General features: G+C 65.5%; 18 protein-coding genes. 17 read left to right on the top strand and 1 reads right to left on the bottom strand.

The genetic code is table 11. The features are described 5' to 3' along the window. Nucleotides 1–329: 329 nt before the first annotated feature. Nucleotides 330–2,864 (top strand): sensor domain-containing protein, encoded by a 2,535-nt coding sequence (locus D9M09_RS22210; RefSeq protein ID WP_121671196.1) that lies wholly within the window; start codon nucleotides 330–332, stop codon nucleotides 2,862–2,864. Here the strand turns inward: D9M09_RS22210 and D9M09_RS22205 are convergent. After that, nucleotides 2,861–3,838, bottom strand: a complete 978-nt coding sequence (locus tag D9M09_RS22205; RefSeq protein ID WP_121670394.1) for an endonuclease/exonuclease/phosphatase family protein — start codon at nucleotides 3,836–3,838, stop codon at nucleotides 2,861–2,863. The two genes, D9M09_RS22210 and D9M09_RS22205, sit on opposite strands and share 4 nt — an antisense overlap. 37 nt (nucleotides 3,839–3,875) lie before the next feature. On the opposite strand from D9M09_RS22205, the gene ybaK reads away from it, so the two are divergent. The 16 genes from ybaK (at nucleotide 3,876) to D9M09_RS22125 (ending at nucleotide 20,120) form a co-directional block, all read left to right on the top strand. Next, nucleotides 3,876–4,367 carry a Cys-tRNA(Pro) deacylase gene (gene ybaK, locus D9M09_RS22200; protein WP_070223079.1) on the top strand — a complete coding sequence of 164 codons (492 nt, stop codon included), beginning with the start codon at nucleotides 3,876–3,878 and terminating at the stop codon, nucleotides 4,365–4,367. A 97-nt stretch (nucleotides 4,368–4,464) separates the two neighbouring features. Further along, entirely contained in the window at nucleotides 4,465–5,109 is a 645-nt protein-coding gene (plsY, locus tag D9M09_RS22195; protein WP_240453445.1) for a glycerol-3-phosphate 1-O-acyltransferase PlsY, read from the top strand. 90 nt (nucleotides 5,110–5,199) lie between these two features. Continuing rightward, nucleotides 5,200–5,871 carry a DsbA family oxidoreductase gene (locus D9M09_RS22190; RefSeq protein WP_070223081.1) on the top strand — a complete coding sequence of 224 codons (672 nt, stop codon included), beginning with the start codon at nucleotides 5,200–5,202 and terminating at the stop codon, nucleotides 5,869–5,871. Nucleotides 5,872–5,941: 70 nt separating this feature from the next. Continuing rightward, a complete protein-coding gene (locus tag D9M09_RS22185) occupies nucleotides 5,942–6,232 on the top strand; it encodes a DUF427 domain-containing protein (RefSeq protein ID WP_070223083.1) in 291 nt (96 codons plus the stop codon). Between the two features lie 48 nt (nucleotides 6,233–6,280). Beyond that, entirely contained in the window at nucleotides 6,281–7,240 is a 960-nt protein-coding gene (locus tag D9M09_RS22180) for a DUF2157 domain-containing protein (RefSeq protein ID WP_121670392.1), read from the top strand. Beyond that, on the top strand, nucleotides 7,237–8,898 hold the full coding sequence (locus D9M09_RS22175) for a GDYXXLXY domain-containing protein (RefSeq protein ID WP_240453444.1): 1,662 nt from the start codon (nucleotides 7,237–7,239) through the stop codon (nucleotides 8,896–8,898). The genes D9M09_RS22180 and D9M09_RS22175 overlap by 4 nt, the downstream gene beginning before the upstream one ends. 101 nt (nucleotides 8,899–8,999) lie before the next feature. Further along, complete coding sequence (locus D9M09_RS22170) at nucleotides 9,000–10,241, top strand: metal-dependent hydrolase (protein WP_121670391.1); 1,242 nt, start codon at nucleotides 9,000–9,002, stop codon at nucleotides 10,239–10,241. A gap of 106 nt (nucleotides 10,242–10,347) precedes the next feature. Continuing rightward, nucleotides 10,348–12,099 (top strand): cation:proton antiporter, encoded by a 1,752-nt coding sequence (locus D9M09_RS22165; RefSeq protein WP_121670390.1) that lies wholly within the window; start codon nucleotides 10,348–10,350, stop codon nucleotides 12,097–12,099. Between the two features lie 81 nt (nucleotides 12,100–12,180). Then, nucleotides 12,181–13,089 (top strand): ion transporter, encoded by a 909-nt coding sequence (locus D9M09_RS22160; RefSeq protein ID WP_070287754.1) that lies wholly within the window; start codon nucleotides 12,181–12,183, stop codon nucleotides 13,087–13,089. A 37-nt stretch (nucleotides 13,090–13,126) separates the two neighbouring features. Next, on the top strand, nucleotides 13,127–14,107 hold the full coding sequence (locus tag D9M09_RS22155) for a 3-oxoacyl-[acyl-carrier-protein] synthase III C-terminal domain-containing protein (RefSeq protein ID WP_121670389.1): 981 nt from the start codon (nucleotides 13,127–13,129) through the stop codon (nucleotides 14,105–14,107). A gap of 10 nt (nucleotides 14,108–14,117) precedes the next feature. Next, complete coding sequence (locus D9M09_RS22150; RefSeq protein WP_121670388.1) at nucleotides 14,118–15,155, top strand: NAD-dependent epimerase/dehydratase family protein; 1,038 nt, start codon at nucleotides 14,118–14,120, stop codon at nucleotides 15,153–15,155. Further along, nucleotides 15,148–15,978 carry an MBL fold metallo-hydrolase gene (locus D9M09_RS22145; RefSeq protein ID WP_070223098.1) on the top strand — a complete coding sequence of 277 codons (831 nt, stop codon included), beginning with the start codon at nucleotides 15,148–15,150 and terminating at the stop codon, nucleotides 15,976–15,978. Before D9M09_RS22150 ends, D9M09_RS22145 begins: the two co-directional genes overlap by 8 nt. Then, complete coding sequence (locus D9M09_RS22140) at nucleotides 15,975–17,270, top strand: F390 synthetase-related protein (protein ID WP_070223099.1); 1,296 nt, start codon at nucleotides 15,975–15,977, stop codon at nucleotides 17,268–17,270. The genes D9M09_RS22145 and D9M09_RS22140 overlap by 4 nt, the downstream gene beginning before the upstream one ends. After that, on the top strand, nucleotides 17,267–17,905 hold the full coding sequence (locus D9M09_RS22135; RefSeq protein WP_083287335.1) for a phosphatase PAP2 family protein: 639 nt from the start codon (nucleotides 17,267–17,269) through the stop codon (nucleotides 17,903–17,905). The genes D9M09_RS22140 and D9M09_RS22135 overlap by 4 nt, the downstream gene beginning before the upstream one ends. Then, nucleotides 17,902–19,017: a sterol desaturase family protein gene (locus D9M09_RS22130; RefSeq protein WP_121670387.1), complete on the top strand. Its 1,116-nt coding sequence runs from the start codon at nucleotides 17,902–17,904 to the stop codon at nucleotides 19,015–19,017. Before D9M09_RS22135 ends, D9M09_RS22130 begins: the two co-directional genes overlap by 4 nt. Next, nucleotides 19,014–20,120 (top strand): fatty acid desaturase family protein, encoded by a 1,107-nt coding sequence (locus D9M09_RS22125; protein ID WP_240453443.1) that lies wholly within the window; start codon nucleotides 19,014–19,016, stop codon nucleotides 20,118–20,120. The genes D9M09_RS22130 and D9M09_RS22125 overlap by 4 nt, the downstream gene beginning before the upstream one ends. The last annotated feature ends 29 nt before the right edge of the window (nucleotides 20,121–20,149 follow it).

The following is a 20,149-nucleotide window of genomic DNA, read 5'->3' as shown; positions in this document are numbered from 1 at the left end:
CAGGCCGGGGGAATTCGGGTAGCGCATCACTGTGGCGGCCGCAGACGACACGCCTGCCGCTGCGGCCGTTCACGGCGATGCGCATGTTGCCACTTTAGGAAGATTCAAGTCCGGCCGCCATCGCCGTGCGACAGATTGCACAAAATCGGGGCTGGAATGCAAAAAACGGCGACCAAAGACCATCGCCAGCATGCGCGCCGTCCACGTCACGATGCTTGCGCCTTCTCAAGAAGCCGATTCGCCGGCGCGCAAGAATGGTCAGGATGGTTGCGCTACCGGACAGGTCATTTGCCCGCCGGTTGCCGCGCGGCCGCGCCACGGGGGGGCTGATGTCTGATCGGATTGCCGGAGCCGCCCCCTCGCCGGGCCGTTTGCTGGCCGCGGCCGAACCGCAGGCGGGGCCGGCCGGCAAGGCGCTCGACTTGCTGTCCATCATCGTTGCCGCCGTCGAACAGGCGCCCGGCCTGGCCGTGCGCGGTATCGACCGCGATGGCATCGTGCGCTACTGGAGCGCGGGTGCGGCGCGCCTGTATGGCGTGGCGGCCGAGCTGGCGCTGGGCCAGCCGTGGGCCAGGGTGGCCGCTTCGCTGCCCGGTGCCGCCACCCTGGCCGAGGAAGTTAGCGGCGAACTGGCGGCCGTGTGGGAGAGCGGCAAGGCGCGCGGCATGCGCCTGTGGAAACTCGATGCCGACGGGGCCGCGCCGCGCTGCATCTGTTCCACCGTATTTCCGGTCATGCAGTCCGGAAGGGTGCGGCAAGTGGTCTGCATCGATGCCGACATCACGCCCAGCGGCCAGGATGACGCGGCGCAGGGCGCCCTGCTGCTGATGGGAGACAATTTCCGCCAGCTGTACGAGAAGTCGGCCGACGCCATCGTGCTGCTGCGCGACGAGCACATCGCCGAGGCGAATCCGGCCGCCATCGCCCTGTTTCAATGCGAAGACCGGACACGCCTGCTGGGGCGCCGCCTCAGCGACTTTTCGCCCTTGCGCCAGCCCGATGGCGCATTGTCCTCGTTACGCGGCACGCAGCTGGCGGCGCAGGCCCATGCCGACGGCAACTGCCGCTACGACTGGCGTTACCAGACGTGCACGGGCCAGCTGTTCTGGGGCGAAGTGCTGCTTACGTCCGTCACGCTCGACCATAGCTATCTGTTTTACGCCGTGATCCGTGATATTTCCTCGCGCAAGCTGGCCGAGCGGGCCCTGTACCTGTCGGCGCAGGTGGTCGAGCATGCGCGCGAGGCCATCGTCGTGATGGACCCGCAGCAGCACGTCGTCAGCATGAATCCCGCGTACAGCGAGATCAGCGGCTACAGCCTCGACGACATGCTGGGCAAGCCCTTCGTCCCGCACGGCGTCGAGCCGGACGTGCCCGCATTTTTCGACCACGTGTGGGACGAAGTCGATGCCAACGGTTACTGGCAAGGCGACATCGTCGGCCAGCGCAAGGCGGGCGGGCGCTATCCGGCCTGGCTGTCGCTGACGGCCATCCGCGACCCGCAGGGGCAATTGAGCAATTATCTGGCCATCCTCAGCGATATCAGCGAGCGCAAGAAAAACGAGGAGCACACGCGCCACCTGGCCGAGCACGATTTCCTCACCGACTTGCCGAACCGCGTGCTGCTGCTCGACCGGCTGTCGCTGGGGCTGGCGGCCGCGCGGCGCAAGCTGAGCATGCTGGCCATCCTGTACCTGGACCTCGACCATTTCAAGCACATCAATGACAGCATGGGGCACCACGTGGGCGACTTGCTGCTCAAGGAAGTGGCGCGGCGCCTCGTGCGCTGCGTGCGCGGCGTCGATACCGTCAGCCGGCATGGCGGCGACGAGTTCGTCATCATCCTGGCAGAGGTGGGCGGCATCGACCAGGTGGCCCACGTGGCGGCCAGCCTGCTGCATGCCGTCACGCAACCCTATCAGCTGGGCGAGTACGAATTGCATGTGTCGACCTCGATCGGCGTGGCCATCTTTCCCAGCGACGGCGACAGCATCGATAGCCTCGTGCACAACGCCGACATCGCCATGTACCACGCCAAGGAAAGCGGGCGCAACAATTTCCAGTTTTTCAATGCCGAGATGAATGCGCAAATCGTCGAGCGGGCCAGCCTGGAGCAGGGCTTGCGCGAAGCGCTGGGGCGCGACGAGTTCGTGCTCGAATTCCAGCCCGCGCTCGATGTCGCCAGCGGGCAAATCCTCGGCGCCGAAGCGCTGTTGCGCTGGCGCCACCCGCAACTGGGCGTGCTGCCGCCCGAGCGTTTCATTGCCGTGGCCGAGGAATGCGGCTTGATGGTGTCGATCGGTAACTGGGTGCTGCAGCAAGCCTGCCGCCGCGCGCGCGCCTGGCACGATGCGGGCCATGCCTGGAGAGTGGCCGTGAATCTGTCGCCGGCGCAATGCCTGCACAATAACTTATTGCTCAGCGTGCAAGAGGCGCTGGCCGTGTCGGGCTTGCCCGCCGCCTGCCTGGAACTGGAAGTGACGGAATCCTTGCTGATGAAAGGGGGCGCGCGCCTGGCCGGCGTGCTGGCGCAGCTGCGCGCGCTGGGCGCCAGGCTGGCCATCGACGACTTCGGCACCGGCTATTCGCGCCTGGCCAATCTGCGCCATTACCCGGTGGATCAACTCAAGATCGACCCGTCGTTCCTGCCGGCCGCGGCCGATGGCGCGGCAGGCGAGTCCGACACGGCCGTCGCCGCCACCATCATCGCCATGGCGCGCGAGCTGCAATTGACGGTGATCGCCGAAGGCGTGGAAACGGCGCAGCAGCTGGCGTATCTGCGGGGGCAGGGCTGCCAGCAATACCAGGGGCGCTTTGCCAGCGCGCAAGTCGCGGGCAGCACGCTGGCGAAGTTATTGAATTAGTCAATGTTGCCCAGCAGCTTGATGCGTGCCAGCACCTGGCCATGGTCGGAGGCATGCGGCAAGCCCAGCAGCAAATGGTCGTTGAGATACGTCACTTCCTGCAGCACGCCGATGGCGCGCGGCGAGGCGGGATGAAAATGTTCGGACACGAGGATATGGTCGATCGTCATGTAGGTGCTGTCGTGAATATTCGTGTAGCCCGCGTGGCGCAGGGCGTCCTGGCGCAGCTGGATGGCGTTGGCGTCGTACAGGCGCGCGCGCATTTCCATGCCCGGTTCGCACGGCGCGCCGGCGCCCATGACGATGGCCGTCGTGACGGCATTGGCGATGTCGTTGAAGTCGCCCAGCACGATGCGGGGACGGCCAGTGTGGCCCAGCTCGCTTGCCAGCACGCGCAGCGCCACGGCTTCCGCGCCGCGCCGCTGCAGCGAGCGCAGGTTGGCCAGCGCGTAGGCGATGGCATCGTTGCCGTCGCCATGGCGGTAGTCGGGCCGGCGCGATTTCAAATGCACGACGACCACGTCCGTGAGTTGTCCGCCCGGCAAGATGACCTGGACATGCAGTGGAGCGCGGGCGAATCGGCAGGCGTTGTCGTCGGCGGGCTGCCTGTCGGCGGACACGGTCACGCCGGTGGGAAAATTCGCCCAGGCAACACCGGCACCGGCCAGCGGCAGGCGCGACACCAGCGCTACCGTGGGCAGCATGCGTCCGGCAATATCCATCGCATCGTAGCCGGCCAGCGTGGCTGCGCGGTAATGGCGCGTGCGCGACAGCACGTCGCGCAGGGCTGCCTGCGAGAAAATTTCCTGGAATCCGATCACGTCGGCGTCGAGCAGGTCGATCTGCCGCGCCGTCCATTCCGCCTTGGCCTCGTATTGCGCCGGGCTCAACGGCTCCAGGTTGTCATACAATTTCGCCCCGGCGGGGGCGAGGTTGCAGACATTGAATGTGGCAAAGCGGATTTCTTCCTGCATAATTAGCACTCCTCACTGAACGATCAGCGTATCACGCATGGCTAAAAAAGAGCATATTTCCGAAACGCAGGCGACGCAGCTGCTGCGCAAGCATCAAGTTTCCTTCGAAGAACACCCGTATCCTTACGAGGAGCACGGCGGCACCAGCGTCTCGGCGCGCGAATTGGGCGTGCCGGAACACGCGGTGATCAAGACCCTGGTGATGCAGGACGAGGCGGCCAAGCCGATGATCGTGCTCATGCATGGCGATTGCAAGGTGTCGACCAAGAACCTGGCGCGCGGCATCGGCTGCAAGTCCGTCGAGCCGTGCAAGCCCGAAGTGGCGCAGCGCCATTCCGGCTACATGATCGGCGGCACCTCGCCCTTCGGCACCAAAAAGACCATGCCCGTGTACGTGGAGCAATCGATCCTGGACTTGCCGCGCATTTACATCAATGGCGGGCGGCGCGGTTTCCTCGTCTCGCTGGCGCCGCAGGTCTTGCTCGACTTGCTCAAGGCCAAGCCGGTGCAGTGCGCGCTGCAAGATTAAGAAAACCAGACGCCGCCCTGTCCCTGGACTGGACGCTGGTGTATATTCTGCTGCGCCAGCCTCGATGCTGGTGTGATAAACACAATAAAGGGAAGAAATGAATCCAGTAATCACAACCGTGGCGATGACAGTGGCCGCTTACTTGCTCGGCTCGATATCGTTTGCCGTGGTGATGAGCAAGGTCTACGGCATTGCCGATCCGCGCACCTATGGCTCGAAAAACCCGGGCGCCACCAACGTGCTGCGCAGCGGCAACAAGGGAGCGGCCATCATGACCCTGCTGGGCGATGGCGCCAAGGGCTGGCTGGCCGTGTTCCTGGCCGACCATTTTGCCAGCGCGCTGGGCGTGGGCGACATGGCCGTGGCCCTGGTGGCCATCGCCGTCTTCCTCGGCCACTTGTGGCCCGTGTTCTTCCGCTTCGTCGGCGGCAAGGGTGTGGCCACGGCCCTCGGTGTGTTGCTGGGCATTAATCCCTGGCTGGGCCTGGCGACCCTGGCCACCTGGCTGATCATCGCCTACGCGTTTCGCTATTCCTCGCTGGCAGCGCTGGTGGCGGCCCTGTTCGCGCCGTTTTACTATGACTTGCTGTTCGGCGTCGATCCCATCTTGCTGGCCGTCATCGTCATGAGCGTGCTGCTGGCCTACCGCCACAGCCAGAACATCGCGAACTTGCTCTCTGGTAAAGAAAGCAAGATCGGCGGCAAGAAGGATGGGGCCAAAGCGCCCGTGCAGAAAAAGTAAGCGCTTGATTTCCCGCGGCCCGCACGCATATGCTGTGCTTGCGGCGCCGCGCGGTGCGGCCGCCACCGACTCGCGCAAAGGCTGCCCACCATGACCGTTTCCACCACCTCCGCCACACCCACCCCTATCCGTATCGATTTCGTTTCCGACGTTTCCTGCCCCTGGTGCGTGGTGGGCCTGAAGTCGCTGGAGCAGGCGCTGGCCAAGCTGGACGGCACCGTCCAGGCCGACATCCACTTCCAGCCTTTCGAACTGAACGCGAATATGCCGCCCGAGGGCGAGGATATCGGCGAACACATCGCCCGCAAATACGGTTCCACGCCGGAACAGATGGCGCAGTCGCGCGAAGCGATCCGCGCGCGCGGCGAACAGCTGGGCTTTACGTTTGCCATGGACAAGCGCGGGCGCATCTACAACACCTTCGATGCGCACCGGCTGCTGCACTGGGCTGCTCTGGAAGGGCGCCAGAAGCAACTCAAGATGGCCTTGTTCGATGCCTACTTCACGCAGGGCCAGGATCCGTCCTCGCACGAGGTGCTGCTGAAAGTCGCGGGCGACGTGGGCCTTGATACCGCGAAAGCGGCCGAAGTGCTGGCGTCCGATGCCTATGCGGACGAGGTGCGCGCGCAGGAGCGCTTCTACCAGCAGAACGGCATCAATTCCGTGCCCGCCGTCATCATCAACGAGCGCCACCTGATTTCCGGCGGCCAGCCGCCCGAAGTGTTTGAGCAAGCCTTGCGCCAGATCATCAGCGGCGCCTGAACGGGGCGCCAATGGCGCGCGCCAAGGCGGGCTTTTTCGGCTACACTCGGCAAAGAAGGAGGATAGTCAAATGCCAACAGCCAGCTGGAATGGCGCCGTCATCGCGCAAGCCACCGATGCGCAGGTGCAAGTCGTTGAAAACAATGTGTATTTTCCTTTGTCCAAGGTGACGCAGGAGTATCTGCGTCCCAGCAGCCACACGAGCGTCTGCCCGTGGAAGGGCACGGCCAGCTATTACGATGTCGTTGTCGATGGCCAGACGAACGCCAACGCCGCCTGGTATTACCCCCAGCCCAAGGATGCCGCCAAGCAAATTGCCGGCCACGTCGCCTTCTGGCGCGGCGTGAGCGTCGAGCGCTGACCTGACTCCCCCTATTTCCTGACAAAGCCCTGACAAAGAAAGCAGACGATGGATTTACGCCTCGCCGTGTACCAACTCGCCTCGGCCCATGCGCTCGATGCCCAGCAAACCCAGCAGTTGCAGGAAGCGGCCGGTTTCCAGCGCGAACCGGCGCGCCTGGCCTACTGGCTGCCGCGCGGCGTGGCCGTGCTGGGCGCCGCGCTGCTGGGCATGGGCCTGATCTGCTGGGTCGCCGCCAACTGGGAAGACCTGGGCCGCATGGGCCGCTTTGCCCTGCTGCAAGGCGTGTTTGCCGCCGCCTGCGTGGGCGCCTTCGCCGTGCCCAAGGCGCGCATTCCGCTGCTGCTGATGGCCTTGCTGGCCATCGGCGGCCTGTTCGCGTATTTCGGCCAGACCTACCAGACGGGCGCCGATCCGTGGCAGCTGTTCGCCCTGTGGGCCGTGCTGGCCTTGCCCCTGTGTTTAGTCGCGCGCAGCGACGTGCTGTGGACGCCGTGGATGCTGGTGCTGGCCACGGCCGCCGCCCTGTGGATGCAGGCGCATGCGCGCCACAGCTGGCGCATCGATTCGGCCGACCTGTCCATTTTCGTCAGCGGCTGGCTGGCCGTGCTGCTGGCCTGTGCGTTTGTCTCGCCCCTGCTGGCGCGCTGGACGGGCGCCGGTGTCTGGGCCTTGCGCCTGGGTCTGGTACTCGCCACCATCCTCATCACGGGCACGGCCGTCAGTGCCCTGTTCGGCAATGAGATCGAATCGCCGTACTGGGCCGGTCTCGGCTTGCTGGCCGTCGCCGCTGCCCTGCTGGCCACGCGCCGCTACTTTGACGTGTTCGGCCTGAGCGCCGTCGCGCTCGGTATCAATACCTTGCTGGTGGGAGGGCTGACGCACGTGCTGTTCAACGGTCATGGCGATGGCGTCGGCGCGCTGGCCACGCTGGGCTTGCTGGCAGCCGTGCTGCTGGCGCTGACCGTGCAAGGCATTCTGTGGCGCACGCGCCAGGAGGCGGCATGAGCAAGATGAACACTCAGCGCGACGATGCGCTCGGCACCCTGATCGACGATGCCACGCGCGCCGGCCTGTTGCCGCCCAACGCCAGCCGCCCCGTGCAGGATGTAAGGCCGTGGCCGCTGGTGCTGATGACGGCCTTCGGTGCCTGGCTTGCCGCCATTCCCCTGATGATCGCGCTGGGCGTGGGCCTGGAAAGCGTCGTGCGCCACGGTCCCGGCGCGTATGTCGTGGCCGCCATCGTGCTGGTGGTGTCCGTCCTGCTGATCCGCACGCGCGGCGTGGCGCTGTTTGTCGAGCAGCTGGCCGTGCCCTGTCTGCTGGTGGGCGGCGGCTTGCTTGGCTACGCCTTGTACCGCGACTATTCCACGCAGACGGCGTCGCTGCTGCTGTGCCTGGCAACCCTGGTGGTGGCCGCCGCCTTGCCGCGCGACTGGCTGCGCGTGCTGCTGGGGCTGGTCGCCTGCGGCTTGCTGGGGCTGGGCATCGTCGACAGCACGCGCGACTGGATATTCGACAATGATCCGACGCAACTGTATCTGGCCTGGATGCTGGCCCTGGCACTCTGGCTGGCCGCCCACTGGCTGCAGAAGCAGGCCTTCAACGATGGCCGCGGCGCGCCCATCGCCGCCTTCCTGGAATCGCTGTCGACGGGGTGGGTCCTGGCCATCTTGCTGGGGCTGGTCTTCTGGTCCGGCATGACCTTCATGCTGGGCGGTGCCCTGGGTGGCGGCTTCACGGGCGAAGTGGCGCGCGAAGTGAGCAGGCACCATGCCGGCGCCTGGTATGCGCAAGCGTTGAACGGCGTCTCGCTCGTGCTGGCCACGGCGGCGGCCGCCTGGACGGGCTGGCGCTGGCCGGCGCTGCGCCAGTTGCCCGCCATCGGCGTGGCCCTGGTGCTGATCGTGCTGGCGTGGTTCATGCCGGCGCTGGGGCCCGTGCTGCTGATCCTCGCGTATTGCGTGACGAGCGGGCGTACACGCGTGGCCGTCGCGGCCGCGCTGGCGGCGGCGTGGATCATCGGCAGCTTTTATTACCAGCTGGCCTGGCCGCTGGCCAGCAAGGCGGCGCTGCTGGCCGTGGCTGGCGCCGTGCTGTGCGCCCTGTCGTGGCTGGCCACGCGCGGCGCCGTGCTGCACCTGGTGGAAAGCAAACCGGCGGACGTGGCGGCCGAGCGCCGCTTCTTGCGCCTGGGTGCGCTGGGCGGCTTGCTGCTGGTGCTGCTGGTGGCCAACATCGGCATCTGGCAGAAGGAGCAGCTGATCGCCAAGGGCGAGGCCATCTTCGTGGCGCTGGAACCCGTCGATCCCCGCTCGCTGATGCAGGGCGACTACATGCGCCTCAATTTCGTCAACCTGGGCGTCCTCTCCACGTTGGCCAGCGTGGAGCGGGCGCCGGGCCGTCCCTTCGTGGTGGCCCGGCGCGATGCGCGCGGCGTGGCCGAACTGCTGCGCCCGTACACGAGGGAGGCGCTGGCGCCCGGCGAATTTTTGCTCGAGCTGACGCCGAAGGATGGCAACTGGGTGCTGGTCAGCGATGCCTGGTTCTTCAAGGAAGGCGAGGCGGCGCGCTGGGAAAAGGCCCGTTACGGCGAGTTCCGCGTGCTGCCCGATGGCCGCGCCTTGCTGGTTGGCATGCGCGGGGAAGATTTACAGGCGCTGTAGCCGCTTGATTGCACAAACCAATGGCAGAATCCGGGGGCGTACCCTGAGGGTACGAGCCCAGCCTTTGCTATTGATGTGGCCGCATCCTGTAAAATTGCCCGATGGATAATATTACGCATTCGGTCATCGGCCTCGGGGTCGGCGAACTGGTACACCGCAGCCTGCCGCCCGAGCCGCAAGCCCCCGCACAGCGCACCCGGCGTGCGCTGTTTCTGTTTACGGCCTGGTTTGCCAGCAACGCGCCCGACCTGGATCTGGTGCTGACCAGGCTGCTGCCGCGTCCGTTCGGCTACATGCTGCACCACCGTGGCCACACGCATACCTTGCTGCTGGCCTTGCCGCAGGCGCTGCTGTTGCTGGCCCTGCTGTGGCTGCTGTGGCCCGGCGCACGGCGCTTGCTCAAGGAGAGCGTGCCCGCCCGCATCGGTCTGGCGGCTTGTCTGCTGCTGGGATTTTGCTTGCACATGGGCATGGATTTCCTCAATTCCTATGGCTTGCACCCGTTTTATCCGTTCAACAGCCGCTGGCTGTATGGCGACATGGTCTTCATTGTCGAACCCATGTTCTGGGTGCTGCTGGGCGTGCCCGTGATCATGTCCTTGCGCTACGGTATCGTCAAAAGCGTGCTGCTGGCCGGATTGGCGGCGGCCCTGTGCTTCTTTACCTATAAAACCTACCTGGCGCCCGCCGCGCTGGCCGTGCTGCTGACGCTGGGCCTGGTGCTGGCCGTGCTGCAAGGGCGGGCCGGCGAGCGGGGGCGGGGACCGCTGCTGCTGGCCTTCGCGCTGGCGGCCACGTTTATCGGCACGCAGGGCGTGGCGTCGGCCATCGGCCGTACGCGCATCGAGGCGGCCGTGCAGCGGCTCGATCCGGGCACGCGCGTGTGGGACGTGGCGATGACGGCGTTTCCCAGCAATCCCCTGTGCTGGATCTATGTCTCGCTCGACAGCAAGACGGACGTGTACACCTTGCGGCGCGGCACCCTGAGCCTGCTGCCCGCATCGCTGGCGCCCGCCGCCTGCCCGGCCGGGCTGGCGGAGACCAGCAAGCAAGGCCGGCAACTGGCGTCCGGCATCGCCGTCTCCGCCCAGGCGGCGGGCAGCCTGGCCGCCTTGCGCGCCTTGCAGGAAGACAATTGCTATGTGAACGCCTGGTTCCGCTTTGCCCGCATGCCCCGATTGAATGCGGACAAGCTGACGGACGTGCGTTTCAACCCCGGCATGTTGCCCAATTTCACGACCGTCGAGCTGCAGCAGTTCCGTGGCAGGCCGTGTCCCGCCTACGTGCCGGGCTGGGACCGCCCCCGTGCCGACATGCTGGCGCCGCCAGCGGCGCGCCCGTAGCGGATTTGTTGCCTTGTGGAAAAATATCATGTGTGCACATACTTCTCTGTCGCCCAGCATGCGACAATTATCAATTCGGCATGGATGTCATTGAGTTAGGATTATCTTGGAAGAGCAACACGCCTTACCGTATCTGCGGGAAACCCTGCTGTTTCTCGCCCTGGCCGGAATTTTTATTCCGCTATTGCAACGCCTGAAGGTCAACCAGGTGCTCGGCTTCCTGGCCGTGGGCGCCCTGTTCGGCCCGTTCGGCTTCGGCCTGTGGGCCGGCGACTTCCCATGGCTGACGTATTTTTCCTTCGTGCGCGCCGAGCAGGTCAGCGGCCTGGCCGAGCTGGGCGTGATGTTTTTGATGTTCATGATCGGCCTGGAACTGTCGACGGAACGGCTGTGGGCGCTGCGGCGCTGGGTGTTCGGCGCGGGCGTGGGGCAGGTGGCCGTCAGCGCCTGCCTGATCGGCGGCGTCGCGTATTACTTCGGCTTGTCGCTGGAAGCGTCCATCGTGCTGGGCCTGGTGCTGTCGCTGTCGTCGACGGCCGTGGTGATGCAGCTGCTCACGGACCAGCGCTCCCTGCAGACCCCGGCCGGCCAGGCGGGCTTTTCCATTCTGATGTTCCAGGATCTGATGGTGGTGCCGCTGTTCATCCTGATCGACGTGTTCGCCAGCGGGCGCAGCGACGACCTGGCCTATCTGCTCAGCTTTGCGGCCGTGAAATCGGCGGGCGCCATCCTGCTGATCTATCTGCTGGGCCGCCGCGTGATTCGCCCGCTGTTCCAGTTTTTCGTCAAGAAACGCCAGCCCGACGTGTTCATGGCATTGACCCTGCTCAGCACCCTCGGTATCGCGGGCCTGACGTATCTGGCGGGCCTGTCGATGGCGCTGGGCGCCTTGCTGGCCGGCCTGCTGCTGGCGGAAACGGAATTTCGCCACGAAGTGGAAGTGACGATCGAACCCTTCAAGGGTTTGCTGATGGGCCTGTTCTTCATGTCGGTGGGCATGCAGATCGACGTGCGCGAAATCCTCAAGTCGCCCGTCTTGATTCCCCTAGCCGTGCTGAGCCTGTTTTTCCTGAAGACGCTGGTCATCAGCGTGATTTTCCGCATCGGCGGCTTTCACTGGGGGCGCGCCGTGGAAACGGGCGTGCTGCTGGGGCAGGGCGGCGAATTCGCCTTCATCGTCGTCGCGTATGCGCTCGGTACCAAGCTGATCGGCCCGCAGGTGGCGCAGTTCGTCATGCTGGTGGTGGGCCTGAGCCTGTTCGCCACGCCGGCGCTGGCCAAGGCGGCGCGCGCCTTCGGCAACTGGTGGGAACAGCGCCACCACCACCAGCTGGCCGACCTGGCGCACGGCGCGCTGCCGCCGCAGGGCAGCACCGTCATCATCGCCGGTTTCGGCCGGGTGGGGCAGTTGCTGGCCAAGGTGCTGACGGAGCAGGATATCGCCTATGTGGCGATTGAAAACGATGCACGGCTGGTGACGACCCTGCATCCGCGCGGCTTTCCCGTGTATTTCGGCGATGCGTCGCGCGCGGAACTGCTGCAAAAGGTCAATGCCGACCGCGCCGCCGCCGTCGTGCTGACGATGGACCATGCGGCCTCCGTGCTGCATGCCGTCAAATCGATCCGCCGCGAATATCCGCAGTTGCCCGTGTATGCACGCGCCCGCGACGAGGCGCATGCCGTGGCCCTGATACAGGCGGGCGCCACCCTGGTCGTGCCCGAGGCGCTGGAGTCGGCGCTGCAGCTGACGGCCACCGTGCTGCACACGGTGGGCCTGTCGGAAGCGCGCACGACGGACATCGTGCAGGCGGAGCGCGACCGGCGCAATGCCGTGCTGCTGGCGAAAAAATTGTCGTAGGGCAAGCCTTAGTGCAAACGTGCGTATCGCCGTGCTTTGTCAATTATCTATACAATAATAGTATATGAGCACACTACCCACATGAAAGCCGCGACGAAGAGCGGCGCGGCACCCCTGACGCCGCAGCAACTGGCGGCGCAGGAAACGCAACAGAAATACGGCAAGCCCGAGCGGGGCTGGCGCGAGCGGGTGTACACCGTCATTTTCGAGGCGGAAACGCGCACGGGCCGCGCTTTCGACCTGCTGCTGATCGCCGCCATCCTGATCAGCGTGACGGTGGTCGTGCTCAGCAGTGTCGCCTCCGTGGCCGAGCGCTACGGCACCTGGCTGACGGCGCTCGAATGGTTTTTTACCATTTTATTTACCATCGAATATTTCGCCCGCCTGTCGTGCCTGCAGCATCCGGTGCGCTACGCCAAGAGTTTTTTCGGCATTATCGACTTGCTGGCCATCGTGCCGACCTATATCGGCTTGCTGCTGCCGGGTGCGCACGTGCTGATCGACGTGCGCATTTTGCGGCTGCTGCGCATGTTCCGTATCCTCAAGCTCACCTCGTATGTGCATGAATACACGGTGCTGGGGCGGGCCTTGCTGGCCAGCCGGCGCAAGATCCTCATTTTCTTGTCTTTTGTCATGATGGTGGTCTTTCTGCTGGGTACTGTGATGTATGTCGTGGAAGGGCCCGATAACGGTTTCAGCAGTATTCCCACGTCGATTTATTGGGCCATCAGCACCATGACCACGGTCGGTTTCGGCGATATCACGCCGCGCACCGACATCGGGCGCACCATCGCTTCGCTGATGATGCTGCTCGGCTGGGGCATCCTGGCCGTGCCTACCGGCATTATCAGTGCCGAGATGACGGTACAGCGCAGCTCCAAGCTGGTCACCACGCGTACCTGCCCCACGTGTCTGAAAGAAGGGCTCGATGACGATGCCAATTTCTGCAAGAACTGCGGGGTTGCATTGCCGCCGCTGGCACGTGATTAATTCATAACCCTATTTACTTTACTTTGTTAAGGCCAACATGATTCCAGTTCGCCTGATCGCGACGGGCAAAGCCTTGCCGTCGCATAGTGTGACTTCCGCCAGTCTGGACCTGAAATTGGGTCATCCGGCTGGCTATACCCTGCGCAAGAGCGGCGTGCTGTCGCGCTTTGTCGCCTCGCCCGATGAATCGCAAAGCCAGCTGGGCGCCGCCGCCCTGGTCGACGCGCTGAAAAATGCCAGCCTGCGTCCGGCCGACATCGACTTGCTGATCTGCGCCTGCGGCGTGCCCGAGCAAGCGTTGCCGAATACGGCCTGCTTCGTGGCCGAACATGCGGGTTTGCCGCCAGGCACGCAAAGCTTCGACGTCAACGCCAGTTGCCTCAGTTTCATGGCCGCTTTTCGCGTGGCCGCGTCCATGCTGGCCGGCGGCGCCTACCGCCGCATCGCCATCGTCTCGTCGGACCTGGCCTCGCGCGGGGTCGACTGGAGCGAGCCGGAAGCGTCGATGATCTTTGGCGACGGCGCCGCCGCCGTCATCGTCGAGCGGGGCGACGGCAGCGCCGGCATCCGCGCCTACAAGATGGGCACGTATCCGGAAGGGCGGCGCTACTGCGAAATCCGCGGCGGCGGTACCGAGCGCAACCCCCGCAACGGCTGCGAACCGGGCGACTACCTGTTCCGCATGGATGGCAAGGCCGTGTTCCGCCTGGCCGTCAAGGTGATGCCGGATTTCCTGACGGAACTCATGCAGGAATCGGGCGCGGGACTGGATAAAATCGACGTGGTCGTGCCGCACCAGGCCAGCCCGCTGGGCCTCGCGCATGCGGCGCGCATCCTCGACGTTCCCGATGCTAAAATCATCAAGATCTTTGAAACGCATGGCAACCAGGTGGCCGCGTCCCTGCCCACCGCCCTGCACGAGGCGGTGATGACGGGGCGGGCAGTGGCAGGCCAGCGTTTGCTGATGATGGGTACGGCCGCGGGCCTGACCATCGGCGGCATGATTCTTGACCTGTGAAGGTGGTGCGATGAGGCGGATACTGGTCACGGGAGCGACGGGCGGCTTGGGGCGCAATGCCGTGCGCACCCTGCTGGCGCAGGGCGTGGAAGTGCGCGCCACGGGCCGCAACGCCGCCGTGGGCCGCGAGCTCGAACGCATGGGCGCGCAATTCGTGGCGCTCGACCTGGCGCAAGCGACGCCGCGCCAGGTCGATGAACTGGTGCGCGGCATGGACACCGTCTGGCACTGTGCCGCGCTGTCCTCGCCGTGGGGCGCGGAACGCGACTTCATCGCCGCCAACGTCACGGCCACGGCCCAGCTGCTGCGCGCGGCCGCCAGCCTGCACGTGGCGCGCTTCGTGCACATCTCGACCCCGGCCATCTATTTCGACTACCGCAACCGCTACGAGGTGCCGGAAACCTTCCGCCCCGACGCTTTCGTCAACGCGTACGCGCGTTCGAAGGCGATGGCGGAAAAACTGGTGCAGGAGTGCGTCGACCGCCACCGCGGCATGACGTGCGTGATCCTGCGCCCGCGCGCCATCTTCGGCCCGCACGACCAGGTGCTGATCCCGCGCTTGGCGCGGGTGCTGCAGGAGCGCGGCGGCAAGCTGCCGCTGCCCAACGGCGGCGCGGCCACCATCGACGTCACCTATGTCGACAATGTCGTGCACGCGATGTGGTTGGCCACCGTGCACAAGACCATCGCTTCGGGCGCCGCCTTCAACATCACGAACGGCGAGCCGGCGCGCCTGTGCGACATTTTGCGCAGCCTGTTTTGCGACCATCTGCAGCAGCCGTTCGAGATCGTCAGCGTGCCTTACCGCGTGCTGGCGCTGGCGGCGCGCCTGATGCAGTTCGCTTCGCGCTTCACGCGCCGCGAACCATCGCTCACGCCCTACAGCATCGGCGCGCTCAGTTTCGACATGACGCTCGATAACGCCAAGGCCCGCAAGGTGCTCGGCTACCGTCCCGTCGTCAGCCTGCAGGACGGCATCGCCCGCACGGCGCAGTGGATGCGCCAGGAAGCGGCGGCGCACAAGGTGGGCAAGGAGCGCAATGGCTAGCATCACCGCATTTCGCGTCGGCCACTGCACCCATCCTTCGTGCATGGTCTTGAAAGGCAGCGGGCTGGCCAGCCGCTGCTTCCCTTCGCGCGCCTACCTGATCGAAACGCGCGCGGGCCTGTACCTGTGGGACACGGGGTATGCCGAACACTTCCGCGCTGCCACGTCGAAAGGCGTGTACCGCATGTACGCGTGGGTGACGCCCATCTCGTTCGACGAGAATGAGTCGCTGCACGGCCAGCTGCGCGCGCATGGCGTATCGCCCGGCGACATCCACACCTTGCTGCTGTCGCACTTCCACGCCGACCATATCGCCGGCCTGCGCGACTTTCCCGGCGCGCGGCTGATGGCCTCCAAAACGGGCTGGGACGCCGTGCGCGGCTTGTCCGGCGTGGCCGCCGTGCGCCAGGCCTTCGTGCCCGAACTGCTGCCGCCCGATATCTCTGACCGCCTGGCGTTTGTCGAAAGCGTGCCCGAGACGGCCTTGCCGGCGGCCTTGCTGCCATTCACGCACGGGCGCGACGTCAGCGGCACGGGCGAGATCTACATCGTCGACTTGCCCGGCCACGCCATCGGCCACCTGGGCGCCTTCGTGCTGCAGGACGGCGGCTGGACCCTGCTGGCGTCGGACGCGGCCTGGGTGCCGGAAAGTTTCCAGCAGCTGCGCGGACCGTCCGAACTGTCGTTCCTCATCCAGCACAAGCGCGCGCCGTATTATGAGACGTTGAAGCGCCTGCACCAGCTGCACCAGTCGGGCCAGGCGCAGATCCGCATCACGCATGAAGATACCAACGATTATTTGCCAGTGGCGGGCCGCCCGTGAAGCGAATTTTCTGGCTGTTGCTGTCGTACTGGCGCACGCGCCGCCTGCGTTTCGCAAGCCGCGCGCAGCTCGACGCCTACCAGCACAAGCAGATGGCGCACTTCATCGACGTGCTGTGCGCGCGCAGCGCTTACTTCGCCCCGTTCCGCGATCTGCCGCTGGCGCAGTGGCCGACGATGAACAAGGCGCTGATGCTCGAGCATTTCGATGCCATGAATACCGAGGGAATCACGTTGGCGCAGGCGATGGAGGCGGCCATGGCGGCCGAGCATAGCCGCGACTTTACGCCCGCGGTGGGCGACATCACGGTGGGCCTGTCGTCGGGCACCTCGTCGCGGCGCGCCGTGTTTACCGTCAGCCCCCGCGAAAAGGCCCAATGGGCGGGCGTGATGCTGGCCAAGGCGCTGCCCGACGGCCTGTTTTCCGGCGAAAAGGTGGCGCTGTTCCTGCGCGCGAACAGCAATCTGTACACGGCCGTGCGCTCGCCGTGGCTCACGTTTGCCTTTTACGACCTGTTCGCACCGTTCGACAGCCTGTGCGCGCAGCTGGCGCGCTATCAACCGTCCGTCATCGTCGCGCCGGCCCAGGTGCTGCGCCAGCTGGCGCTGCGCGTCATCGACGGCAGCCTGGTGCTGGCGCCGAAAAAAGTCATCTCCGTGGCTGAAGTGCTGGAAGCGCAGGACCGCGCGCTGATCGTGCAGGCGTTCGGCGCCGTGCATGAAATCTATCAGGCGACCGAGGGTTTCCTCGCCAGCAGCTGCGAACACGGCGTGCTGCACCTGAACGAGGAATACGTGCACATCGAGCCGCAATGGCTCGATGCGGAACAGCGTCGTTTTGTGCCCGTGATTACGGATTTCACGCGCATCACGCAGCCCATCGTGCGCTATCGCCTGGACGATATCCTGGTCGCGCGCGCCACGCCATGCCCGTGCGGCCGCGCCACGCGCGCCATCGACGGCATCGAAGGGCGCTGCGACGACATGCTGCTGCTTCCGTCTGCACGCGGCGGCGCCGCCGTCGCCGTGTTTGCCGACGTCTTGACGCGCGCGTTCGCGCAAGCCTTGCCGGCGGACGCCGACTACCGCCTGCTGCAATCGGGCGACAGCGCCTTGCAGCTGCACGCGGCCCTCGACGACGCTGGCCTGGCTGCCTTGCGCGATCACCTGGCAACGGTGCTGCGCGGCCTGGCCGTGGCCGTCGACAGCCTGGCCTGGACGACGAGCGGCGAACTGCCTCCCTTTGACCCCACCATGAAACGGCGCCGCATCCGGCGCCTTGCGACCGCATGAATCCTTCTTCCATGACCGTACGCTGCCGCCTGCTGCATTTGCTGGCCGGCTGGGGCAGCGTCGGCCTCGTGTATTTTTCCAGCGATGTGCTGCAAGGGCAGGGGATACTCTTGCCGGAAACGGCGCTGGACCGCGCCATTCCCTACAGCGACTCTGCCATCTGGCTGTATCTGTCGTTTTTCATCCTGATCCCCTACGCCTACCTGGCGGCCGATGCGGCGAGGGTGCGCTGGCTGGCGCGCGCCATGGCGCTTTCCGCCGTCATGTGCGGCGTGGTCTTCCTGCTGTATCCGACGACGCTCGCGTATCCGCCCGTGGGCGAGGGCAGTGCCTGGAGCACGCAGGCGCTGCGCATGCTGCAGGCGGCGGATTCCGCGCAAAATTGCCTGCCCTCGCTGCATGGCGCCCTGACATTGTTGTGCGTGTGGGCCCTGTGCGACAAGCGCCACCTGGTCCGCTCCGCGCTGGCCGTGGTGCTGGGCGTGGCCATTTGCTACGCCATCATCGCGCTGCGCCGGCACGTGAGCATCGACCTGGCCGCCGGCCTGTTGGTCGGCATCGCTGGCGGCATGCTGGCGAAAATGCAGGTATTCTGGACTGCTCACCGCGTCATTTCTACTGAAACCGCATCATGATGAACCCCTTTGCCCTCTCTTTCCTTGTCATGCTGGCCTTCGTGCTGGCCGAATTGCTGATCCTCAAATGGGTACGCAAGACCCCCGTGCCGTGGAAGGACGTGATCTTCAACCTCAATTCCGGCCACATATTGATGTGGGTGTTCCGCGGCGTGGAAGTGGCGGCGTTCGCCCTGCTGCTGCGCCATGTGAACCTGCACATCGTCGACCAGTGGCCCGTGGCCGCGCAGTGGGTGTTCGCATTCTTTGCCTGGGATTTGTGCTTTTACTGGATGCACCGGCTGCACCATAAGATCCCCTTGCTGTGGGCCGTGCACGTGGTGCACCACCAGGGCGAGCATTTCAACCTGTCGCTGGGCGTGCGCAATTCCTGGTATTCGTCGCTGACGAATTTCCCCTTCATCGCCATCCTGGCCGTGCTGGGCGTGCCGCTGGAAATCTTCCTTGTCGTCTCGTCCCTGCATTACACGGTGCAGTTCTATAACCACAATGCGCTGGTGAACAAGTCCGGCATTCTCGATAGCTTCATGGTCACGCCCTCGCACCACCGCGTGCACCATGGCACGGACAAACGCTACATCAACCGCAATTTCGGCGGTACCCTGCTGCTGTGGGACAGGCTGTTCGGCAGCTTCCAGCCCGAACTCGAGGGCGTGGAAATGCGCTATGGCGTGAAGGGCATGACGCAAACGCATAATCCGCTCCTGGCCAGCAACGGCAAGCTGTTCAAGTGGCTGCGCGCGCGCTTTCCCCACTGGCAGTCGCGCGGCACTTTCGAGGTCCCCGAACTGTTCATCGGCATCGGCGGCGTGATCCTGTTTGGCCTGGTGATCTATTACGTCAACCACGAAGCGGCGCTGGCCGGCGCGCAGCAAGCGATCCTGTTCGCGCTGATCTTTGGCGGTACCTTGGCGCTGGGCGGCCTGTCGGATGCGCGCCGCTGGGGCGCCATCGCCTGGGTCGCCATCGCCGTGGCCATGCCGGCCCTGTATCTGGGCTGGTATGGCGCGCGCGACGTGTGGGGCATGGTGTTCCTGGCCGCGCTGCTGGCGCATGGCCTCGACGGCGCGCGCCGCCTGTGGTGGCCGGCCGCGGCGGGGACGCGCGCGTGAGCCAGCTTCCTCCGCTGCGCTTCCAGCCCGCCCGTGATTCCGCCTTCCGCCGCGAACTGCGCGCGCGCGCCGACGCCTACCTGGTGGCCGAAGGAAAACACCGCTTCGGCGACTGGCGCCTGCACGCGAAAACTGTGTTCCTGGCCGCGCTGACGGCGGGGCTGTATGCGCTGGCCTTGAGTGCCGGCGACACCTGGCCGTTTGTCGCCAGCTATGTCGCCTGCCTGGTCGCGGCCATGGCGCTGGCCATGAATACCCTGCACGACGCGGCCCACAGCGCCGTCTTCCGCCAGGGACGCCTGAATCGCACCCTGATCCGGCTGGTGGGCTTGCCCGTAGGCGTGGACACGGATTTCTGGACCATCCGCCACGTGCATTTCCATCACACGTATGCCAACGTGGAAGGCTATGACCTCGACACGGAGCCGAACCCCTTCCTGCGCCAGACGCCGTTCCAACGCTGGGCGCCCCAGTACCGCTATCAATACCTGTACTGGCCCGTGGTGGCGGCCCTGTCGCTGCCGTATCTGAACTGGTATGGCGACTGGCTGGACCGCTTCGGCAAGACGCCCGTGGCGGCGCACAGCCGCTTGCAGGGCTGGCGCGGCTGGCTGTCGTTCCTGGGCTGGAAGCTCGGTCACGTGGCGCTGGTGCTGGCGCTGCCCATGTGGGTGCTGCAGCAGCACGGCATCGGCTGGGGCGTGGTGCTGGGCGCGTATTTCGTGGGCCAGATGCTCGCCTCGTGCGCGCTGGTGGCGCTGATCCTCGGCACGCACTGGGCTGAAGTGGAGTTTTTCCAGCCGGGGCAGGACGGTACCTTGCCGCACGACTGGTACCAGCACACGTTTTACACGGCCTGCGACTGGACGCCGAAGCCGCGCGCGTTGCGCTGGCTCGGTTACTGGCTCGGCGGATTGAATTTGCACCTGACGCACCATCTGTTCCCCACCTGGAGCCACCGCCACTACCCGGCGCTGGCGCGCATCCTGGCCGAACTGGCGCCGCGCCACGGCCTCGTGTACCGCGAACTCGGTTACGGCCAGCTGCACGCCTCGCAGCAAGCCTTCCTGCGCGCCATGGGCCAGCCACCGGCACAGTCCTGACGAATCGCACTTGACTGGACTTCTGTTTC

Source organism: Janthinobacterium agaricidamnosum, assembly GCF_003667705.1.
Lineage (GTDB): Bacteria > Pseudomonadota > Gammaproteobacteria > Burkholderiales > Burkholderiaceae_D > Janthinobacterium.
Note: the sequence above shows the minus strand (reverse complement) of the source record. Positions and strands in the feature narration are given on the sequence as shown.